The organism is Alteromonas sp. MmMcT2-5, assembly GCF_022348315.1.
Taxonomy (GTDB): domain Bacteria; phylum Pseudomonadota; class Gammaproteobacteria; order Enterobacterales; family Alteromonadaceae; genus Alteromonas; species Alteromonas macleodii.
Genome location: NZ_JAKRFB010000043.1, coordinates 1 through 18,227, shown reverse-complemented (window position 1 = coordinate 18,227; position 18,227 = coordinate 1). Strand labels below are relative to the sequence as shown.

Below are 18,227 nucleotides of genomic sequence, written 5' to 3'. Positions count from 1 at the left end.
GCTAGTTGTTACCCCGAAGCAGAAGAATATGAATGCGATATGACATATACCAAGGGCGCGGTATATAACCTCTTTATACTGAAATACTGCAGTAGCTGCAAAAAATAAAGGTGCACATTGTGCACCTTTATTAAATCGCTATGCCGTGACTACCGGATTTGCCAGTCGCCATGCTTCGAAGCCACCGTCCATACTATAAACGGTTTCAAAGCCTTGCTGTGCAATCACTTGGGCCGCCTGCTGGCTGCTTACGCCGTGGTAGCACACTACAACCACTGGGATATCTTTGGGCGTTTGGTCGATAAACGCTGCAAAGTTGTCGTTGTTCAGCTGCGCAGCGTTAGGCATGTGTCCATTAGCAAACGATTGAGGATCGCGAATATCCACAATGGTTACGTCACCTCGAAAATTTGCAACGTCGTTTACGCTAATGTGTGAGAATGTTGTCATTATTGCCAGTCCAGAATAACTTTACCTGAGTGTCCAGACCCCATGGTATCAAACCCTTTCTGAAAGTCATCAATAGAAAAGGTGTGTGTGATGATAGGCGATAGATCTAAGCCACTCTGCAGCAAGCTCGCCATTTTGTACCATGTTTCAAACATTTCACGGCCGTAGATACCTTTTATCACCAAGCCTTTGAAAATAACTTGGTTCCAATCGATGGCAACATCTTGTGGAGGTATTCCCAGCATGGCAATTTTGCCGCCATGGTTCATTTTGTTCAGCATGTCTCTGAAAGCCACCGGCACACCAGACATTTCCAGACCCACATCGAAGCCTTCTGTCATACCAAGTTCGTTCATTACGTCTTTCAAGTCTTCCTTGCTTACGTCAACGGCGCGGGTTGCACCCATTTTTTTAGCAAGCTCAAGACGGTAAGGATTAATGTCGGTAACCACGACATGACGAGCACCTACATGCTTTGCAACTGCAGCAGCCATAATACCTATTGGGCCGGCACCTGTTATCAGTACGTCTTCACCCACCAAGTCGAAACTTAGTGCAGTGTGAACAGCGTTGCCAAACGGGTCAAAGATAGACGCTAGGTCGTCGCTAATGTTGTCTGGAATTTTAAACGCGTTAAATGCAGGAATGACCAAGTATTCAGCAAAAGCGCCCGGGCGGTTAACGCCCACGCCTTCAGTGTTGCGACACAAATGTACGCGACCTGCACGACAGTTACGGCAATGGCCACAGGTAATATGGCCTTCGCCCGAAACACGGTCGCCAACCTTAAACCCTTTCACTTCTTGGCCCATACCAACGACTTCACCCACATACTCGTGGCCTACAACCATAGGTACCGGAATGGTTTTCTGTGACCAATCGTCCCAGTTGTAAATGTGCATGTCGGTGCCGCAAATAGCGGTTTTGCGAATTTTAATCAGTAGGTCATTGTGCCCTACTTCAGGCTCTGGCGTGTCTTGTAGCCAAATGCCTTTTTCTGCTTTCGCTTTAACTAGCGACTTCATGAAATTACTCCCAATTCACGGCCGACTTCAATAAATGCATCTACCGCTTTATCAACATGTTCAAGGCTATGACCTGCTGACATTTGCGTACGGATACGGGCCTGACCTTTCGGCACAACAGGGTAAGAGAAACCGATAACATAAATGCCTTTCTCAAGCATCTTGTCTGCCATTTCGCTAGCTAAACGGGCATCGCCTAGCATAACAGGAATAATAGCGTGATCTTTACCAGCTAATGTGAAGCCCGCCTCTTCCATACGCGTACGGAAATGATTGGCGTTGCGCCATAGATTAGCGCGAAGCTCGTCACCTTCTTTCATCATTTCAAACACTTTAAGCGATGCTGAAACGATAGGTGGCGCAACCGAGTTTGAGAAAAGATAAGGACGCGAGCGTTGACGTAACCACTCTACGACTTCTTTTTTACCCGAGGTGTAACCGCCAGACGCGCCGCCTAGTGCTTTACCTAGAGTACCGGTGATGATGTCTACACGACCCATAACGCCACAATACTCATGGCTGCCTTTGCCGTTTTCGCCAAGGAACCCCGTTGCGTGACAATCGTCTACCATTACCATGGCGTCATACTTGTCGGCTAGGTCGCAAATAGAGGCTAAGTCGGCAATCACGCCGTCCATTGAAAACACACCGTCGGTGGCAATAATTTTGAAACGCGCGCCATCGGCATCAGCTTGCTTTAACTGCTCTTCTAATGCTGCCATATCGTTATTGGCGTAGCGATAACGCTTAGCTTTACACAGGCGCACACCGTCAATGATACTGGCGTGGTTTAACGCATCAGAAATAATGGCATCTTCAGGGCCTAATAGCGTTTCAAATAAACCGCCGTTCGCGTCGAAGCACGATGGGTACAAAATGGTGTCTTCTGTACCGAGGAAGTCGCTGATAGAGGCTTCCAGCTGCTTGTGAATGTCTTGTGTACCGCAAATGAATCGTACAGATGCTACACCAAAACCATGGCTATCCAGGCCTTTCTTTGCTGCTTCAATCAAGCTTTCATTGTTTGCAAGACCAAGGTAGTTGTTGGCACAAAAGTTAATTACGTGCTCGCCGTTAGCAACACCGATATCCGCTTGTTGTTGCGACGTGATAACACGCTCTTTTTTGTACAAACCATCTTCTTTCGTGGCTTCAATTTGCGATTGCAAATGAGAAATAAATGCCGCAGACATGCCATTCTCCGAGTGTAGGTATATTAAAACCGTTAGTTTAATGAAAGCGCGGTAAAGGGTACACACCCTTGCGCTGTATTTAATGGGTTTGTCGACTAAGTTTGTAAATTATTCAGCACACTAGATTGCTGAAGCGTGCCCCTTTTGAAACGGTAAAGTAGCCCTAGGCGGATTCTTTCCAAAAACCAAACTCTACTTTGTCGCTTAACACGTCCCAAATGTTAACCTCAGGAATAGGTCTGCTGATAAGGTAGCCTTGACCCAGATTGCAGTCGAAATGACACAGCAACTCGTACTGTTCACTGGTTTCAATTCCTTCTGCCACCACTTGCATTCCCATGTTGCGCACCATAGAAATCGTAGAGTGAACAATATTTCTATCATCAGCACTGCTGGCGATATTTGCCACAAACGAGCGGTCAATTTTGATGTAGTCGGCGGGTAACGATTTAAGATAACTCAACGACGAATAGCCCGTGCCGAAATCGTCGATAGCCAGCATGCACCCCATGTCGCGAATATTTTGCATGATGGTGGTTGCACGCTTGATATCTGATACCAATACCGTTTCGGTTAACTCTAAGCAAACTTGGTCGGGCGCTATGTCATTTTTGATAATTTGCTGCTGCAAGAATTCAGGCAAACTCGGGTCTAAGAACTGACCCGCTGACAAATTAATCGCCATCTTCACGTCGGAGTAGCCGCTATTTTTAAGCTCTCTGATTAAATAAGTTGAGCGCGTAATTACCCAGTAATCAAGCTCAAGCATGAATGACGTGTTTTCAAGAAGCGGTATAAAATCGGCCGGGGAAATATTACCCTTTTTAGGGTGTTGCCAACGCAATAGCGCTTCAAAGCCCACCAGCCTTCCCGTGTGCATCTCAAGTTGGGGCTGAAGCGCTAAGCTAAACTGGTTGTCTCTAAGGGCTTCACGCGCCTCTGACTCCAGCTCAACCTTCTGCATTACTTTAAGGTTCATGGTGGCGTCATACACGCGATACTCCGCCCCTTTTTTGGCTTTGGCTTCGTACATCGCAATATCCGCATGCCTTAGCAGTTCTACTGGCGTGGCGCGAGAGTGGTTGGTAATAGCAATACCGATACTGATAGAAACGTAAAAGGTTACGCCATCTACAATGATTGGCTCTTTAAACTCTTCTATCAGCTTTTTGGCTACCGTATCTACGTGCTTTTTGCTTTCTATATTTGAAAGTAAAATAACAAACTCATCACCGCCAAATCGAGATGCAATATCCGACTCTCTAATCGGCTTAGAAATACGCATAGCAGCAGCTTTTAAGAGTTTATCGCCGACGTCATGACCGTGACTGTCGTTAACCTTTTTAAAGTCATCAAGGTCCATGAACATCAGTGCCACTAACCTATCGTCGCGAATTGAACCAGCTAGCTGCTTTTCTATTTGAAACGTCAGCATATTACGGTTGGGAAGTCCGGTTAACACATCGAACATCGCCATTTTTTCAAGCTTCGCTGTGTTAATAGCCATTTGTCCGTCAAAACTTTCTAGCTGGCGCGCCAGATTATTTGCCGCGTCTTCAACTACGTCCAATTCATCTGTGAATTTGAAAATAGGCGACTTCCTTCGTTTAGCTGCAATGGTGTAAAACTCGCTAAACTTGTGTTCGGCCAGCATAGGCAAACGTTCGCTTACATCTAACAAGCGTATTCTGTATTGATTTAGAAAAAGGTAAAGCAGCGAAGAGAAGATAAAAAATAGCGCAACAGCGCTAGAAATAACGATGTACTGGTATTGTTCGTTTTGACGCACCATGGCCGACACGTCTTGCACAATAAGCAAGTAAGGATGATCACCTGATGCGTGATTAAAAGGCAATAAACTAACCAGCAACTGCTGATTTTCCAGCGCAACGTTCATGCCTCTAATAACTAAATCGTCAATACGCCAATTATCGGGTAACGCATCAAATAGAGATTGAAAGTACTGTCGATTAGCCGCAGACACTTGGCTTGCCACCCTTAATTCTGACAACTCAGATGAGGTTTCTTTGTGCTGGACGACAGCAACTTTGTGCACATCGGTAGCGCGACTAAACAGGTATAGCAGTTCTCTCATCGACGTGGACACAACGATGACAGGCAATGTTTCACCGTTTGCCATAATTGGAATTGAAATGTAGTGCGTGCATACCGAGTCACAGGACAATAGTGAGCGGCTTTCAAACGACGCCCGAGTGGTATTCACTAGCTTTTCAATGGTTTTATTTACTGGCTGTAGCGGGTTGCCAACAACACCGTGTTCGTCAAACAAATACAGCGATTCAACTTGAAAGTTAAGGGTCAGGTATTCACTAAGACCGCTAAGCGTTTGTTGTAGCGATTCAAGGCTATCTGCGTTGCCTCCACTCTTATGGCTGATGATATCAATAAGCGTGATCATTCTGCCGTGCAGAATGTCTTCAAAAAGCTGAACCCGTCGTTGATTACTGACTTGGTTTTCCCGTTGCTGGAGCAGAATTCGGGCGTCAGACTCCTGAATAAGAACCGTTGATATAACCACAGTTACCGTTAATACCATAGCCAACAAAATTGTGATGGTTTTAGTGGTGAAAGATACCTGAACCTTCATCTAATGCCCTTAAAACCAATACATCAATTGCACTGACCACATTTCCCAATGTTTATCGGCATGAGACGCTACATCTAAGTTCAGTAAGCTCACTACCCTCGTCGCACCTTCAACCCAATGATACTCACTTTGAAGTCGCCACTTCGGTGCAATATCCCAACGCAAGCCTAGGGTATATGTATCTTGGTAGCCAAAGTAGGCGGGGATCACGCCGTCTGTCATAGCCTCTAACTGCTTTCCATCTCGATCTGATTTGTCGTTAATGTATGTGTCGTAGCCAATAAGACCACTTATATTTTTATTAAACAAATACCTAAACTGAACAAAACCGCCCTCGCTCGTGCGTTTAAAGGCGAAACCTGGGAAGAATAGCCCTTTGCCATCCTGGACTTCCCTAACTAGCTCAGCCGACACTTCCCAGTTTTCTGCAAAATATTGCGCAGACAGCATAATACGCTCTATATCTGCATTACCTGCAACACGGTTGTCATCCTGAGAAGGTGTGTAGCTGAAATCAGAACTCAACCAGCTGGCACCTAATTTCCATGTCATGGTAGCCGGTTGCCAGAATACGCTGGCTTGATGAACAAAGTCTTGCTTAATGTCGCCTTTTGCTTCGTCGCCAAGTAAAAAATCTCGCTGGGAGTCGTTAATATTAGAGCGACCGTAACTCCAGTTTAATTCCCAGATGTTCTGAGTACCATAGTGTGACAAACTGGTTTGGATACCGTTGCTTCCCAAAGCAACGTCGCGAAACCCGTCAAAATACACAGACTGGGGAAGGACAGACGTGTAACGTGTTTGTGGCACATCTCTGGTCACTGAATGCAGCCAGTGGCGGTTTTTGAAGCGCCCAAGGTGGACTTGCCCTTGCCACTTACCGGGCAAGTCAGGCAATTTCCAGTCAATAAACAAATAATCTAAACGAGCGCCCTGCTCAAAACGATTCCCGCCGTCTAAATAATTAATTTGCCCTGCAACAGAGATATTTTCCGCTATTCGATAGTAACCATTTAGCCCAACTTCGGTGAGCTCACCTGTTATTGCGTTATCGTCAGTTATAAAGTTACTTCCATTTGACTGAGTAACACCTTGAGAGACATAACCGTGCCACGAAAAATCTCCTTGTGAAGCAAGGACAGGCATGCTTATCATTCCAAACGCGAGAGCGATGTATTTATTCATTCTGTTCCTACCTCTACGCGTCTTAATTTAACAATTTCGGTATGTTCAACATAGCCGATAGCGCCTGTGGTACTTTCTAACGCCTCGATCAACGCTTGGTAAGACGTGACCCTAACGGGTGTAACGCCCTGCCCAGAATAGGTGATTTGATCCCATAAGCGAGATAATTGATAAGGGAACATCTGAAGTACTTCACGACAAAACTGCTTGTGGAGCTCATCGTTATCTTGCAATACAAATACCGTGATTTTAGTGCCATCGCTCCAATATTGACGATGGCCGGTAAATATCTGACGAAGCTCAGAGCGGTTTAGCTCTGAAACCATGACACTCTCATTAACCATGACGTTTAGTTCTGCTGCGTGTGCCGCAGGCATGCCTGAAAACAGTGCAATATTCAGTAATAGCACCAGTCTAAATTGAGTATAAGCAAGAACAGTGGATAGCCATCGCAAAGCGGGCTTTTTCATTCAGTAACGACTCCCTGTTATTTCAAAGGAACACTTCGCAACGCTAAGTGTAGATAATAGTTGATAGTTTTACCTTACAATTAAGTAAATAAGCGACAATTAGCTTGTGATGGTGCCCTGGTCTATCAACAGTATTTTTTCCTATTGTTCGTATCTTTTGGCATGCGCTAGGTGAAGCCTATTTGCTCAAGTATTACCTTTTCGCGCCAAATAAATGCTTATTTTTCAGATAGAACTCTCCGGGCCGCCGCAATTTAACATGCTCATTCTAAAATGATGAATATGGTCAACGATACTCGCGTATGAGCATAACGACTTAGGTTTTTATACTTAAGACGTTGAATTAGATTCATTATTTCAACAAATAATCTTAGTACGTAAAAACTATGAGCGCGTAAACAGACTTTTTTACCTCTGAAACGCAGTCGTTGCTGAAAAACCAAAATAAATCATTAGAATAAAGAATTTACCATAAGTTGTGGGCGACATGGCGACAATACGACGAGACATAGGTGCTGGGCACCACTTTATTTTCGACGACACTTTAGTCAGTCATCCCAACGCGGAGATGTTTACCCCCGACTTTTGGCAGCTTCAAGACAAAATAACAGGTCAAGCCAAGGGACGTGGTACAACCATTTTCATTGAGCATGAGGGTCAGCGCTGGGTTTTACGCCATTTCAAACGTGGTGGCTTGGTGGGCAAAGTACTGAGCGACCAATATCTGTTTATTGGTGTTGAGCGTTCTCGCCCGTTTGAAGAGTTCAGGCTGCTCGAATATATGCGAGCACAAGGTCTTCTTGTGCCTGTTCCTGTTGCGGCGCGTATACACCGCCGAGGCCTGATTTACCGCGGCGATTTAATTACTTTAAGTATTCCAAATAGCAAAGATTTACACCACGCACTGTGCGATAAACCACTGGATAAAGATGAGTGGTATGAGGTTGGCCGAGCGCTGGCAGCTATGCACAATTGTCAGGTGTACCATCATGATGCCAACGTTCGAAACATCATGATTGATAGCGATAAGCAAATATGGCTTATCGATTTCGATCGCTGCGAGCAGCGTCAAGGTAACAGCTGGAAACAGGGTAATTTAGACCGGCTGCTGCGCTCTTTACATAAAGAGAAAGCAAAGAACCCTGTCTTTCACTGGCAAGAGAGCGACTGGTCAGCGTGTATGAATGGTTACCGCGAGGCAGTGAAGTAATAAAAGCACATGTGGTAAGCGGATTGGTATACGCTAATAATGTGTTACATTAGCCACGTTGAACACATAAACCCTCTACAACGAAAAGATTCGACTTTATGCACACTAGAGCACTTTACCCTGGTACTTTCGACCCGATCACTAACGGTCATGCCGACCTTATTGAACGCGCATCTCAGTTATTTTCTCATGTGATTGTAGCGATTGCTTCTAACCCAAGTAAAAAGCCACTGTTTACGTTAGAAGAGCGCGTAGAAATGATAAAAAAAGTCACTGCTGACTTACCAAATGTCGAGGTAGTGGGGTTTACTGGTTTATTGGCTGATTTTGCTGACGAACAAAATGCCACAATTCTCATTCGTGGTTTACGCGCAGTTTCTGATTTCGAATACGAGTTTCAACTCGCAAATATGAATCGCCGTTTAAATCCCAAACTAGAAAGTGTCTTTCTTACTCCTGCAGAGGAGAATTCATTTATCTCGTCCACCCTAGTAAAAGAAGTCGCTCTTCACCGCGGTGCAGTGAGTGGCTTTTGCCACCCAGTAGTTGAGAAAGCTTTAAAAGACCGGCTGAGCAAGAAAGGTTAAGCACCAATAGTAAGTGTATTAGCGTTGGCAGTGAGTACAGAAAAAGGTATTTCGCTGCCCAATAACCTTACTTTCAATGGCTTTGCCACACACTTCACAAGGCTCGCCTTTTCTCCCATACACATTCAAGTGCTGTGCAAAATACCCAGGCTTACCGTCGGTTTGCGCAAAGTCTTTTAATGTTGTGCCGCCTTGTTCAATGGCTTTGGCCAATACTTGCTTAATGGTTGCAGTTAACGACTGATAGCGAGCAGCGCTGATGTTGCCTGCGGCTCTTCGCGGGTCTATACCAGCTAAAAAGAGTGCTTCGTTCGCGTAGATGTTTCCTACACCTACCACAATGGCGTTATCCATAATGAAGTTTTTAACGGGGCCTTTTCGATTGCGCGATAGTTTAAATAAGCGCTTATCGTCAAAGTCGTCTGTAAGCGGCTCTGGACCCAAGTTATCAAGCATGGCTATTTGCATATCAGGGGCCTGAAATAACACTGCACCAAAGCGTCTTGGGTCGTTAAAACGTAAGCACTTACCTGTGTTTAAAACAATGTCTACATGGTCATGCTTAATAATTGGTGTCGACGCATCGATAACGCGTAACTTACCCGACATACCTAAATGTAAAATTAACGTGCCTTTGGCTGTTTCAATAAGTAGATATTTAGCGCGGCGTTTTACAGCAATAACGCTCTGCCCTTCAACGTTCGCTACCTCTTGTGGAATGGGCCAGCGCATTCTTCGCTCACGCACCACCACCTGCGTAATGGTATTGCCAATAAGATGTGGAGAAACGCCCAAACGGCTTACTTCAACTTCTGGTAGTTCAGGCATTTACAGTATCCAAGGTAAAAGATTATCAAGTTCGGTGTTGGTTAATGTGTACCAATTATTTTCAAATTTGATCACAACGGGTGATGTATTCGGATAGATGGCGTAAACATTGCCGTTATTATTGCCTGCGAGCCATACTACGACGATATAAGGCTGTACGTTGGTAATCGCTTCGGGTACGTCCGTGGCCGGCTCAAGCCTTGCCCGCTGCCAATGTGAAAACTGAACATCCGGCTTGATGGCGAGGACTGTATTTTGGCCTGACTGGCGCCACTGCTGTCCAACTCGCTCTAAGCTATGGCCATCGTGCTCTATTTTTAACACATAAGCGTCTTCAGGTAGCAGGCTGCGAGATTGAACAACGTCCTTCTTAGGTACAAGACTGTCTAAGTTGAACAGTGCAATCATGATAAGCATGGCAATAATGACCACGTTATTCATTGCTCGCTGAGAAATTCTAGCCACCTGACTTTCCGTTAAATATGAGTCCTGAAATTAGGAATATAGTAATACCTAGCCAATATATAAGCTAATTCAATTCAAAGAAAACCTAGGACCTGCTGGAAAAAAGTAAGTGGGAGAAAGCAGTGATCGCAAGACAAACTCAAGGGATCGTGGACAGTCGAATATGGGATCTGGTGGGATCGTGACGTGATGAAGTAGAAATATCTTCTTCAAAAAGCAAAAAACCCAGCAAGGGCTGGGTTTTCGTGGAGACAAAAGCAAGCTAATTACTTGATTTTGGCCTCTTTGAACATAACGTGCTTACGCACAACGGGATCATACTTTTTGATCTCCATTTTGCCAGGCATGTTACGCTTGTTTTTATCAGTAGTGTAGAAGAAACCTGTACCTGCTGAAGAAACTAGTTTAATTTTATCACGCATTGTCGGCTTCCTTAGATTTTCTCACCACGGGTACGGATGTCAGTTAGTACTGAATCAATACCTTTCTTGTCGATGATACGCATGCCTTTTGCAGACAAACGTAGTTTTACAAAACGGTTTTCGCTCTCAACCCAAAAACGGTGTGTTTGAAGGTTTGGCAAAAAGCGACGACGAGTCGCATTTCTTGCGTGTGAACGGTTATTACCAACCGTTGGACGCTTACCTGTTACTTGGCATACTCTTGACATTGTATTTGTCTCCAGAACAACGATAACTGTCGCGTCAGTTAATCCCAAGCGCTCAAACAGTGGTTGGGTCAAATGACGTATTACTATAAATTAGAGGGCGCATTTTATACAGCAAAGGCAGGATCATTTCAATAAGAAAGTACAAAAAGGTTACTTTTTGGCTTTTTTTTGCTCGAAAAACTACCAGCTCTCATTTTTCACGGCCCGTATTGTACTTTTCCCTAAGCGGTTAGGCTATGAATAAATACGCAATCTACGCTTTAATTTTATATTCGCATTGCAGCATCTAAGACATCCGCACGAGAATAAACGCCACGCGAACGCGGCGTATTTCTATTTAATCAAAAAATGGTGACCTTATTTCAGTCATGTCAATCAAACGAGTGGGTCGACGCAGCATTTGACCGCCATCACGAGAAATCGGCACCCATGGGAATAATCCGCGACCTTTAGTAGGTTCTAACAAGAACAGATCTGTAGGTATGGAAATGTAGAAGCCTTTGGTGAAGCTTCCCTCGCCGTATTCTTCTGACGATACATCAGTGAATGCCGCATATGCACCAACAATGATACCGCTATCGAAACGCTTCGCATAATCGATATTCACGCCTTTATCTTTGGCTAAGAATTGTCCAGCACTTACGGTAATTTGCGTGTCGTCTAAGAATTCTGGCTGCCAATAGACACTGGCGTGTCCAGTGACCGCTGTGTAGTCTTCCAGACCTGTTTGACTGTAAGGATCGCGCTGTTTTACGTAAGCGATATCAAGTCCGTAAGCTAGATTACTATCAACGGGACGATACAGTATTTCACCGCCTACACCAGCAAACATGGTTTCTAGATAACCCGCGTACGCTTGAGCATAGAGGTCTTCTGCAATGGTGTCTTTGTAATGTAAGAATGTTGTATCTAGCCATACATCGTTTGCTGACACATATTCACGAACTCGAGTACGCACGCGAGGTAGCGACACTTCTTCGTTGTCTACCAAGTAGTTAAACTTGTCGAAGTTATCTAGAAGCGTAACCCTGGCGCTGCTCATGATTGCGAAGTTTTCGTTAAAGGCATAACCGCCGTTTAGCAATAATCCGGTTTGATACAGATAGAAATCTTCTGGGTTACCGAATGATTGGGTAAAGAAGAAATCTGCGCTGTAGTAGAAGCCAGATGTATTGGCAGGATCATAGGCGTCGAGCACTTCTTTTGAAGGTGATGTTCTGACATAGGTTTCAGTGATATCTGCGTCAACAGATTCGTAACGCGCTGCAGCAATAAAGGCCTCGGCATCCACCTGCGTGTCTACTAAAGGAAGACCTGCGCGATTGTCTACTACATGATAGGTTTTTACGGAATCTGGAAGCTCTGAGGCCGCCACGCGACCAATTCGCTCAATGGCTTCATCCTGGTCACGATAGGCAACCTGTGTACCGTAAAACGTAGCGCTGTCCTCTTTAATTTCAGCATCAGACAGTACAAAGCCCCCCGACCGGTAAAGGTCATTGTAAAGACGGGATTTATCAACATCTTTCACGTCTTGTGGCACCTTTCTACCCATCAGGTTCTTAGGTGGTTCATCGAACTTTATTTGCGAAGCCGTATTCATATTAAAGCGATAAGTAACGCCGAAACCAACGGTATTACCTCGTTGATAGTTCAACGTGAAATCGAAGTCTTTATAACGATACACTGCACCAACATTCCAACGAGAATCTTGCTCTAGCTGTCCAGCTCTGTCACGAGAATAATCATTCCCTTCGAACTCAAGCTTTAGCGTTAGCGGCTCCCATGGTGTCTGGTATTCCACACCACCGAAAAATGCGGTTGTTCCTTTGAAAAACTGGTCGTAGTCTACCTTACCACCGCGGCCAGAGAAGCCCCCTGGGCGTTCACAGAAGCTGTCTTTAAGCTCGCAAAACGGGTTGCTGATGTCATCGGCTGTACCGAGATATCCCCAGCCTAAGCCAAGGTGAAAGTCGAATGGACCGATAGATTTACTGGCGTTGACGTATTCACTTTCAAAAAAGCCTGTTCCACCAAAGTCTCTGAAGCCGATACTGATATCTGGCAAATAGTAGCTTTCTTTCCATAATCTGAATTTAACGTCTAAGCCTTTATCTTTCAGCGTTTGATCACCACTGAATGATTCAACTTGACTGTAAAGTCTTGTGCGCACGTCAGTATAACGGGCAGTTGCTTCCATCCAATCATAAAGCTGAATGTTAACAGACCAGAAGCGATATTCGCCGTTGTCGGTATAGTTAATGGCCATTCCACCTTCGTCTCGCATACGAGCCGTTGGTGTTTGAATAAGACCATTTCCGCCCTGCACCATCTGCGAAGGAGTAACGCGAACTTGAGTATCAGCAAAAGCGGTAGAAGAAAGCGCGCTGCCAATTACAAGCGCGAGTGTTTTTTTCTTAGAAAGTAGTGGCGCACTCATTGAGGTAAAACCCTATGTACTGCTAAAGCGGCTACGCGCTCATTTAATTGCTTAAGTTTATTGCTAAAGAGTTCTGATGAGATAGGAACATAGACTTGGCTGCCCGGCATAAGCTGCCCAAAATCTAAATTCCAATAAGCAATACCCTTTTCTTCAATATTTCCCATTGGATCAATTACGTAGACATGACTTCTGTCGGCATCAACCGCTTTTTTCACCGTGTGAACAGCCGTATAAACCGACGTATCGCTTTGATGCTTGTACGCACCAGGCTTTACAACAGCGCCAGAGAAATGCACAACGTCAGGTCTTCCATTTAGTCGAATCCAGTATTTACCTGGCTGAAACATAGGGTTGTCTTCAAAAAACAACCTTGCTCGATTGTAGGAAATTGGCATGTCTATGCGTGTAGACACCGTCCATGAGCTTACCTGATCATAGAGATTTTGAAGGGCTTTATGTGTTTCAGAATCGGCATCAAATTGATTGAGCAGTCCGCTAATTTGAGATAGCGCTATCTCTTTCTCTTCTTCAGCTTTAGGATTAGCTAAATCAAAGGCTGAAGCTGAAGGCCAGTACCAATCACCATTATCAGCGACAATGGACAGTACGCTTGATAGTCGTATTGGCCTGTCGAACTGATAGGTTTGCTTGTTTATCATGACACTAACAAGGTTATCATTTGCATATAACTTGGTAGCTGCAGTAAGGCCTAGGGCAATAAAAAGCGTATAGATATACTTCATTATTGCGTTGCTCCTTGTGTCTTCATCTCACGTACTACTCGGCTTAAATAAACCATATCGTAAACGTCTCCTTCAGGGCTGAACTGCTGCTTTGAGGCCAGAAGTTCCTTCGAGTATTTGTGCAAGAAATACGTGTTTTCCCACGACAACCCTACGTCGATAAATGGCGTGTATTCAGAAAATTCTACGGTTTCGATAACCTTAATTACCGGAACAGAAAAACCTAAATATTCGCGAGTTTCTTCCCCTTCTATTCGCCAAGAAGAGTCAACCGGCACACCGTAACCGATGGAAGCAATATCAACTTTGCGTTTCCAATTGAATGGCAGAACATTGTTGGTGGCAAGCGGGTTGTGCTGAAGATTTCCCGTGTAGTATAGGTCGTGATCCAAACCTTCAGTTTTAACGATAATACCGTGGTGCATGGTGAAGATGACTTTATCACCAGATACCCACCGGTACTTTTCACCATCGATATACGCAAGGGCAAGCGAGGCTGCATCTCTTCCGCCCGCTTTAATTTGCATAAGATCAGCTTTACTAGCAGCAATCTCTTCAACGGTATAACTAACTGTTCTATCTTTTAGCGCGAGCTTCAGCGTGTTGTAATACGCTAGTGACGTGGTGGAACATCCGGAAAGAAAAAGGCAAACAACACCCGAAAGGGCAAATAAAGTGTGTAGTTTCATTAAAATGCGCCGACAAAAACTAAAAACAAATGAACTTTGCTATAAAAATAAAAAAAGCCGCTAAAAAAAGCGGCTTTTTCGAATACTCTTAAATTTACTGTACGGTCGGTGCGTAAGTAAATGTAACAGGTACGGTGATGGTTTTTGTTACAGAACCAGAGGTAGTTACAGTAACAGTTTCGGTTGTACCTACGCACACACCATCAACGATTTGGTCGTCACCTTCACAAGTAGGTTGACCTGGAGTAGTGCCGCCATTTCCTGGTGCATCAGCAGAGTTGTTGTTTACAACACCCGCAACGATACCCGCAACAACAACACCAGACGCGATCACACCGCCGCTTACGCCGCCGATGCCAGTAGTACCACTACCACCTTCACCGTCTTGTGCGTTAACGCCTGCAACCATAGTTGCAGCTGCAAATAATGCAATGATTGACTTCTTCATAACAGTCCTTTAATAAAATAACCCACTAAATCCTATGCTAAATCATTTTCAACCATTTGACTAGATTATAATCGACAAATGACTTAGATTTCTTATCTTAACAAGCCTCGCTGTGCGAATGAAACAGTTTCTTTATCACCAACCACAAAATGATCTAAAACTGGCACATCGATCGACGCCATTGCGCTTTTGATCTCTGCGGTTAATCTTATATCCGCATGACTAGGCTCAGCAACGCCTGAAGGATGATTATGAACCAAAATGATCGCGGCTGCATTATCGATCATTACTTGTTTGATCAATTCTCTTGGATAGACCGCTGCACTGTTTATCGTACCGTTAAACATAGTACGAAAAGCAATAAGCTGATGTTGGCTATCAAGCATTAAAAGCGCGAACTTCTCACGTTCACAGTCTCTTAGCTTTGCCTGTAGATAACGTTTAGTATCATCTACATTATTAAAAACGTCCTGACGCTTCAGCTTTATTTCCAAATTGCGTTTAAATATTTCAAAGCCCGCCTGAAACTGCGCATACTTGCACGGTCCAACTCCCGTTATTTTGGCAAACCGTTCTTTCGTTGCTGTTACCACACCCCGTAAGCAGCCTAGCTCGTTGAGAAGTTCATGTGCCACAGACACAGCGCTTTTTCCTTTCACACCTTTTCCCAGCAAGACAGCGATGAGTTCAGCATCACTTAAGCTTTCAGCCCCATGCTGCAATAGTTTTTCTCTTGGCCTTTCATTCTTTGGCCATACTTTTATCGACATTCATCTAGCCCGACTATTCTATAAAAGGTTGTTTATAGATGAATGGTGACAAAGAAACGACTGTATAAAAGGCGGGTTTATCATTGACTTTTGACACCTGTAGGCACTGCTTATCTGCCACAGTTGAAACAAGACCTACTTTCGTTCAGCTATCCGATTTTTTGTCACCATGGTAGGCTAACGCTAATTTCGAGATTTTGTGTTCTTCTATGTCTATTGCTAACAAAAATATTTTGCTAGGTGTTACTGGCGGGATTGCCGCTTATAAAGCACCTGATCTTGTGCGCAAGCTTACTGCGTTAGGCGCAAACGTGCGTGTGGTTCTAACAGACTCTGCCGCAGAATTCGTTAGTTCATTATCACTTCAGGCTGTGTCAGGAAATCCAGTGCATCGTCAGCTGCTTGATCCTGCTGCTGAAGCCGCAATGGGGCATATTGAATTGGCAAAGTGGGCTGATATCTTACTTGTTGCCCCCGCAACCGCAAACACCATTGCTAAGCTTGCTCACGGTATGGCAGATGACTTGCTGACTACACTGTACCTTGCAACAACAGCGAAACTCTTTATTGCTCCTGCCATGAATCAACAAATGTGGAAAGCGGTAGCAACAAAGCGCAACATCGATATTTTAAAAGAGCACGGCGTAACCTTTATTGGCCCGGCAAGTGGTGAACAAGCCTGTGGCGATGTGGGTTCAGGTCGAATGGTTGAGCCTGTTGATATTGCCAATGTAATAAATGACGCAGAGAGAGACGCTTTATCCCTTTCTTCGTCGCTAAAGGCGTTATCGGGAAAGAATATTACGATAACAGCGGGACCAACCAGAGAGCCTTTGGACCCTGTACGATATATTTCAAATCACAGCTCAGGAAAGATGGGGTTTGCCATCGCTCAGGCAGCAGCACTCGCGGGGGCAAATGTAACCTTAGTGGCAGGTCCTGTGTCGCTTGAAACGCCCGAACGCTGTGACCGTATTAATGTCACTACCGCAGAGGAAATGCTTAATACTTGTCAAACGCTTAAAGCCTCCACAGATATATTTATTAGTACGGCTGCTGTAGCAGATTACAAGGCCGTGTGCGTTGCCGACAATAAAATTAAGAAAACCGGTGATGAGTTAACACTTACTTTTGTTAAAAACCCTGATATTCTAGCAACTATATCCACCAGCCAAGACAGACCATTTTGTGTGGGCTTTGCAGCCGAAAGCCAAAATGTGGAAGATTATGCGCGTTCAAAGCTAGCCAAAAAGAAGCTAGACATGATTGCGGCTAACGATATTACTGCCGAAGGTTTGGGGTTTAATAGCGATAAAAATGCACTGCACGTTATATGGCAAGATGGTGATAAACGTTTACCTGCAACTAGTAAAAGCGAGTTAGCGGGTCAATTGCTTGCACTTATTGCAGAGCGCTATGCTTTAAACAATAAAAACTAACAGATGCTTATTAAGTGTCGATAATAAAAACGATAAATATAAACGCTTTGGTGTAAGCCAACTTAACATGGAGCCCGAGTTGCTATAACTCGGTAGCGGAGGAAATACTTTCGTCATGCCTGCTGTCAAAAAAACAAATCGCAGAGCTCAAATTCTGCAAGCACTTGCTGGAATGTTAGAAACCAGCCCAGGTCAACGTATCACTACTGCTAAATTAGCGGAAAAAGTGGGAGTGTCTGAAGCGGCACTTTACCGTCACTTTCCAAGTAAAGCACGAATGTTTGAAGGGCTTATCGAGTTTATTGAAGAAACACTTTTCACGCGCATCAATAAGATTGTGAATGAAGAGAAAGACTCGCTTACGCGTTGTCAGCTTATTCTTCATCTTATTTTGGGCTTTGCTGAGAAGAACCCGGGTATTACTCGAATATTAAATGGTGATGCGTTAATGGGTGAACAAGACCGGTTGCGCGCGCGCATAGCAAAGCTTTTCGAGCGTTTAGAAACGCAGCTTAAACAAGTGCTAAGAGAGCGCAAGCTACGGGAAGGTAAAACCCTTTCTGCAGATGAAGCGATTATCGCCAACATGATGATTTGCTACACCGATGGCCGTATTAATGGCTTTATCCGTAGTGGATTTACGCGTAAGCCAACTGAGCAGTTCAATGAACAATGGGCTGCTTTCAAGCAAATGTTTGTTTAGAACCCAATTAAGTTACGACTAAGGGTTACGACTAAGGCGCTTTCAAGCGCCTTTTTTCTTGCTTGTTCCCATCCTATATTGCATTGACACCTTTCAAAATTAATGTGAAAAGTGTGATGAAATCAAATAGCTGCCGAGCTCAGCCCTCAGCGTTCCAACATGCACATAATTCATTATTTCAGTCACTGTCCGTAAGCTACAGGCACATCGAGTAGGGTGAGGCGTCACCGCCTCATCCCTCTCACAGAACCGTACATACGGGCCTCGTATACGGCTCATGTACATAGTTATTTAGCGTAAT

General features: G+C 44.5%; 19 protein-coding genes. 4 read left to right on the top strand and 15 right to left on the bottom strand.

Going from position 1 to position 18,227, the window contains the following annotated elements; translation table 11 throughout:
• Positions 1–138: 138 nt before the first annotated feature.
• From glpE to MHN09_RS16065, 6 genes are all read right to left on the bottom strand, one after another.
• Positions 139–450, bottom strand: coding sequence for a thiosulfate sulfurtransferase GlpE (glpE, locus tag MHN09_RS16090; RefSeq protein WP_168534573.1), 312 nt, complete (start codon positions 448–450; stop codon positions 139–141).
• Positions 450–1,475: an L-threonine 3-dehydrogenase gene (tdh, locus tag MHN09_RS16085; RefSeq protein WP_049587537.1), complete on the bottom strand. Its 1,026-nt coding sequence runs from the start codon at positions 1,473–1,475 to the stop codon at positions 450–452. The genes glpE and tdh overlap by 1 nt, the downstream gene beginning before the upstream one ends.
• Positions 1,472–2,668 carry a glycine C-acetyltransferase gene (locus MHN09_RS16080; RefSeq protein WP_014977894.1) on the bottom strand — a complete coding sequence of 399 codons (1,197 nt, stop codon included), beginning with the start codon at positions 2,666–2,668 and terminating at the stop codon, positions 1,472–1,474. Before MHN09_RS16080 ends, tdh begins: the two co-directional genes overlap by 4 nt.
• Before the next feature lie 163 nt (positions 2,669–2,831).
• The gene (locus tag MHN09_RS16075) at positions 2,832–5,276 is read right to left on the bottom strand and encodes an EAL domain-containing protein (RefSeq protein WP_168533917.1); all 2,445 of its coding nucleotides are present in this window, start codon (positions 5,274–5,276) and stop codon (positions 2,832–2,834) included.
• 9 nt (positions 5,277–5,285) lie between these two features.
• Complete coding sequence (locus MHN09_RS16070; RefSeq protein ID WP_049587534.1) at positions 5,286–6,461, bottom strand: hypothetical protein; 1,176 nt, start codon at positions 6,459–6,461, stop codon at positions 5,286–5,288.
• Positions 6,458–6,931 carry a hypothetical protein gene (locus MHN09_RS16065; protein ID WP_014977891.1) on the bottom strand — a complete coding sequence of 158 codons (474 nt, stop codon included), beginning with the start codon at positions 6,929–6,931 and terminating at the stop codon, positions 6,458–6,460. Before MHN09_RS16065 ends, MHN09_RS16070 begins: the two co-directional genes overlap by 4 nt.
• 478 nt (positions 6,932–7,409) lie before the next feature.
• On the opposite strand from MHN09_RS16065, the gene MHN09_RS16060 reads away from it, so the two are divergent.
• A complete protein-coding gene (locus MHN09_RS16060; protein WP_014977890.1) occupies positions 7,410–8,141 on the top strand; it encodes a 3-deoxy-D-manno-octulosonic acid kinase in 732 nt (243 codons plus the stop codon).
• A 98-nt stretch (positions 8,142–8,239) separates the two neighbouring features.
• Positions 8,240–8,728, top strand: coding sequence for a pantetheine-phosphate adenylyltransferase (coaD, locus tag MHN09_RS16055; RefSeq protein WP_131138286.1), 489 nt, complete (start codon positions 8,240–8,242; stop codon positions 8,726–8,728).
• A gap of 18 nt (positions 8,729–8,746) precedes the next feature.
• Here the strand turns inward: coaD and mutM are convergent, their stop codons facing one another.
• The 9 genes from mutM to radC form a co-directional block, all read right to left on the bottom strand.
• Positions 8,747–9,556, bottom strand: coding sequence for a bifunctional DNA-formamidopyrimidine glycosylase/DNA-(apurinic or apyrimidinic site) lyase (mutM, locus tag MHN09_RS16050; protein ID WP_014947759.1), 810 nt, complete (start codon positions 9,554–9,556; stop codon positions 8,747–8,749).
• Positions 9,557–10,021, bottom strand: coding sequence for a hypothetical protein (locus MHN09_RS16045; RefSeq protein ID WP_039226967.1), 465 nt, complete (start codon positions 10,019–10,021; stop codon positions 9,557–9,559).
• A gap of 266 nt (positions 10,022–10,287) precedes the next feature.
• On the bottom strand, positions 10,288–10,443 hold the full coding sequence (gene rpmG, locus MHN09_RS16040) for a 50S ribosomal protein L33 (RefSeq protein WP_012516577.1): 156 nt from the start codon (positions 10,441–10,443) through the stop codon (positions 10,288–10,290).
• A gap of 11 nt (positions 10,444–10,454) precedes the next feature.
• Positions 10,455–10,691: a 50S ribosomal protein L28 gene (gene rpmB / locus MHN09_RS16035; protein WP_014947757.1), complete on the bottom strand. Its 237-nt coding sequence runs from the start codon at positions 10,689–10,691 to the stop codon at positions 10,455–10,457.
• Between the two features lie 337 nt (positions 10,692–11,028).
• Positions 11,029–13,131 (bottom strand): YjbH domain-containing protein, encoded by a 2,103-nt coding sequence (locus MHN09_RS16030; RefSeq protein ID WP_049587529.1) that lies wholly within the window; start codon positions 13,129–13,131, stop codon positions 11,029–11,031.
• Positions 13,128–13,877, bottom strand: a complete 750-nt coding sequence (locus MHN09_RS16025; RefSeq protein ID WP_039236677.1) for a capsule biosynthesis GfcC family protein — start codon at positions 13,875–13,877, stop codon at positions 13,128–13,130. Before MHN09_RS16025 ends, MHN09_RS16030 begins: the two co-directional genes overlap by 4 nt.
• Entirely contained in the window at positions 13,877–14,566 is a 690-nt protein-coding gene (locus MHN09_RS16020; RefSeq protein WP_014947754.1) for a YjbF family lipoprotein, read from the bottom strand. The genes MHN09_RS16025 and MHN09_RS16020 overlap by 1 nt, the downstream gene beginning before the upstream one ends.
• A gap of 94 nt (positions 14,567–14,660) precedes the next feature.
• Positions 14,661–15,014 carry a hypothetical protein gene (locus MHN09_RS16015; protein WP_014977885.1) on the bottom strand — a complete coding sequence of 118 codons (354 nt, stop codon included), beginning with the start codon at positions 15,012–15,014 and terminating at the stop codon, positions 14,661–14,663.
• Positions 15,015–15,106: 92 nt separating this feature from the next.
• On the bottom strand, positions 15,107–15,784 hold the full coding sequence (gene radC / locus MHN09_RS16010) for a DNA repair protein RadC (protein ID WP_014947752.1): 678 nt from the start codon (positions 15,782–15,784) through the stop codon (positions 15,107–15,109).
• A gap of 209 nt (positions 15,785–15,993) precedes the next feature.
• Here radC and coaBC point away from each other — a divergent pair, with 209 nt between their 5' ends.
• Complete coding sequence (gene coaBC, locus MHN09_RS16005) at positions 15,994–17,223, top strand: bifunctional phosphopantothenoylcysteine decarboxylase/phosphopantothenate--cysteine ligase CoaBC (protein ID WP_168533915.1); 1,230 nt, start codon at positions 15,994–15,996, stop codon at positions 17,221–17,223.
• Positions 17,224–17,338: 115 nt separating this feature from the next.
• Positions 17,339–17,926 carry a nucleoid occlusion factor SlmA gene (gene slmA, locus MHN09_RS16000; protein WP_012516568.1) on the top strand — a complete coding sequence of 196 codons (588 nt, stop codon included), beginning with the start codon at positions 17,339–17,341 and terminating at the stop codon, positions 17,924–17,926.
• Positions 17,927–18,227 lie beyond the last annotated feature (301 nt).

Coding starts and splice junctions, on each gene's coding strand:
- coaD (WP_131138286.1), top strand. CDS start 8,240: ATGCACACTAGAGCACTTTACCCTGGTACTTTCGACCCGATCACTAAC.
- rpmB (WP_014947757.1), bottom strand. CDS start 10,691: ATGTCAAGAGTATGCCAAGTAACAGGTAAGCGTCCAACGGTTGGTAAT.
- MHN09_RS16015 (WP_014977885.1), bottom strand. CDS start 15,014: ATGAAGAAGTCAATCATTGCATTATTTGCAGCTGCAACTATGGTTGCA.
- MHN09_RS16065 (WP_014977891.1), bottom strand. CDS start 6,931: ATGAAAAAGCCCGCTTTGCGATGGCTATCCACTGTTCTTGCTTATACT.
- radC (WP_014947752.1), bottom strand. CDS start 15,784: ATGTCGATAAAAGTATGGCCAAAGAATGAAAGGCCAAGAGAAAAACTA.
- glpE (WP_168534573.1), bottom strand. CDS start 450: ATGACAACATTCTCACACATTAGCGTAAACGACGTTGCAAATTTTCGA.
- MHN09_RS16080 (WP_014977894.1), bottom strand. CDS start 2,668: ATGTCTGCGGCATTTATTTCTCATTTGCAATCGCAAATTGAAGCCACG.
- tdh (WP_049587537.1), bottom strand. CDS start 1,475: ATGAAGTCGCTAGTTAAAGCGAAAGCAGAAAAAGGCATTTGGCTACAA.
- MHN09_RS16025 (WP_039236677.1), bottom strand. CDS start 13,877: ATGAAGTATATCTATACGCTTTTTATTGCCCTAGGCCTTACTGCAGCT.
- MHN09_RS16020 (WP_014947754.1), bottom strand. CDS start 14,566: ATGAAACTACACACTTTATTTGCCCTTTCGGGTGTTGTTTGCCTTTTT.
- MHN09_RS16070 (WP_049587534.1), bottom strand. CDS start 6,461: ATGAATAAATACATCGCTCTCGCGTTTGGAATGATAAGCATGCCTGTC.
- MHN09_RS16075 (WP_168533917.1), bottom strand. CDS start 5,276: ATGAAGGTTCAGGTATCTTTCACCACTAAAACCATCACAATTTTGTTG.
- rpmG (WP_012516577.1), bottom strand. CDS start 10,443: ATGCGTGATAAAATTAAACTAGTTTCTTCAGCAGGTACAGGTTTCTTC.
- MHN09_RS16030 (WP_049587529.1), bottom strand. CDS start 13,131: ATGAGTGCGCCACTACTTTCTAAGAAAAAAACACTCGCGCTTGTAATT.
- slmA (WP_012516568.1), top strand. CDS start 17,339: ATGCCTGCTGTCAAAAAAACAAATCGCAGAGCTCAAATTCTGCAAGCA.
- coaBC (WP_168533915.1), top strand. CDS start 15,994: ATGTCTATTGCTAACAAAAATATTTTGCTAGGTGTTACTGGCGGGATT.
- mutM (WP_014947759.1), bottom strand. CDS start 9,556: ATGCCTGAACTACCAGAAGTTGAAGTAAGCCGTTTGGGCGTTTCTCCA.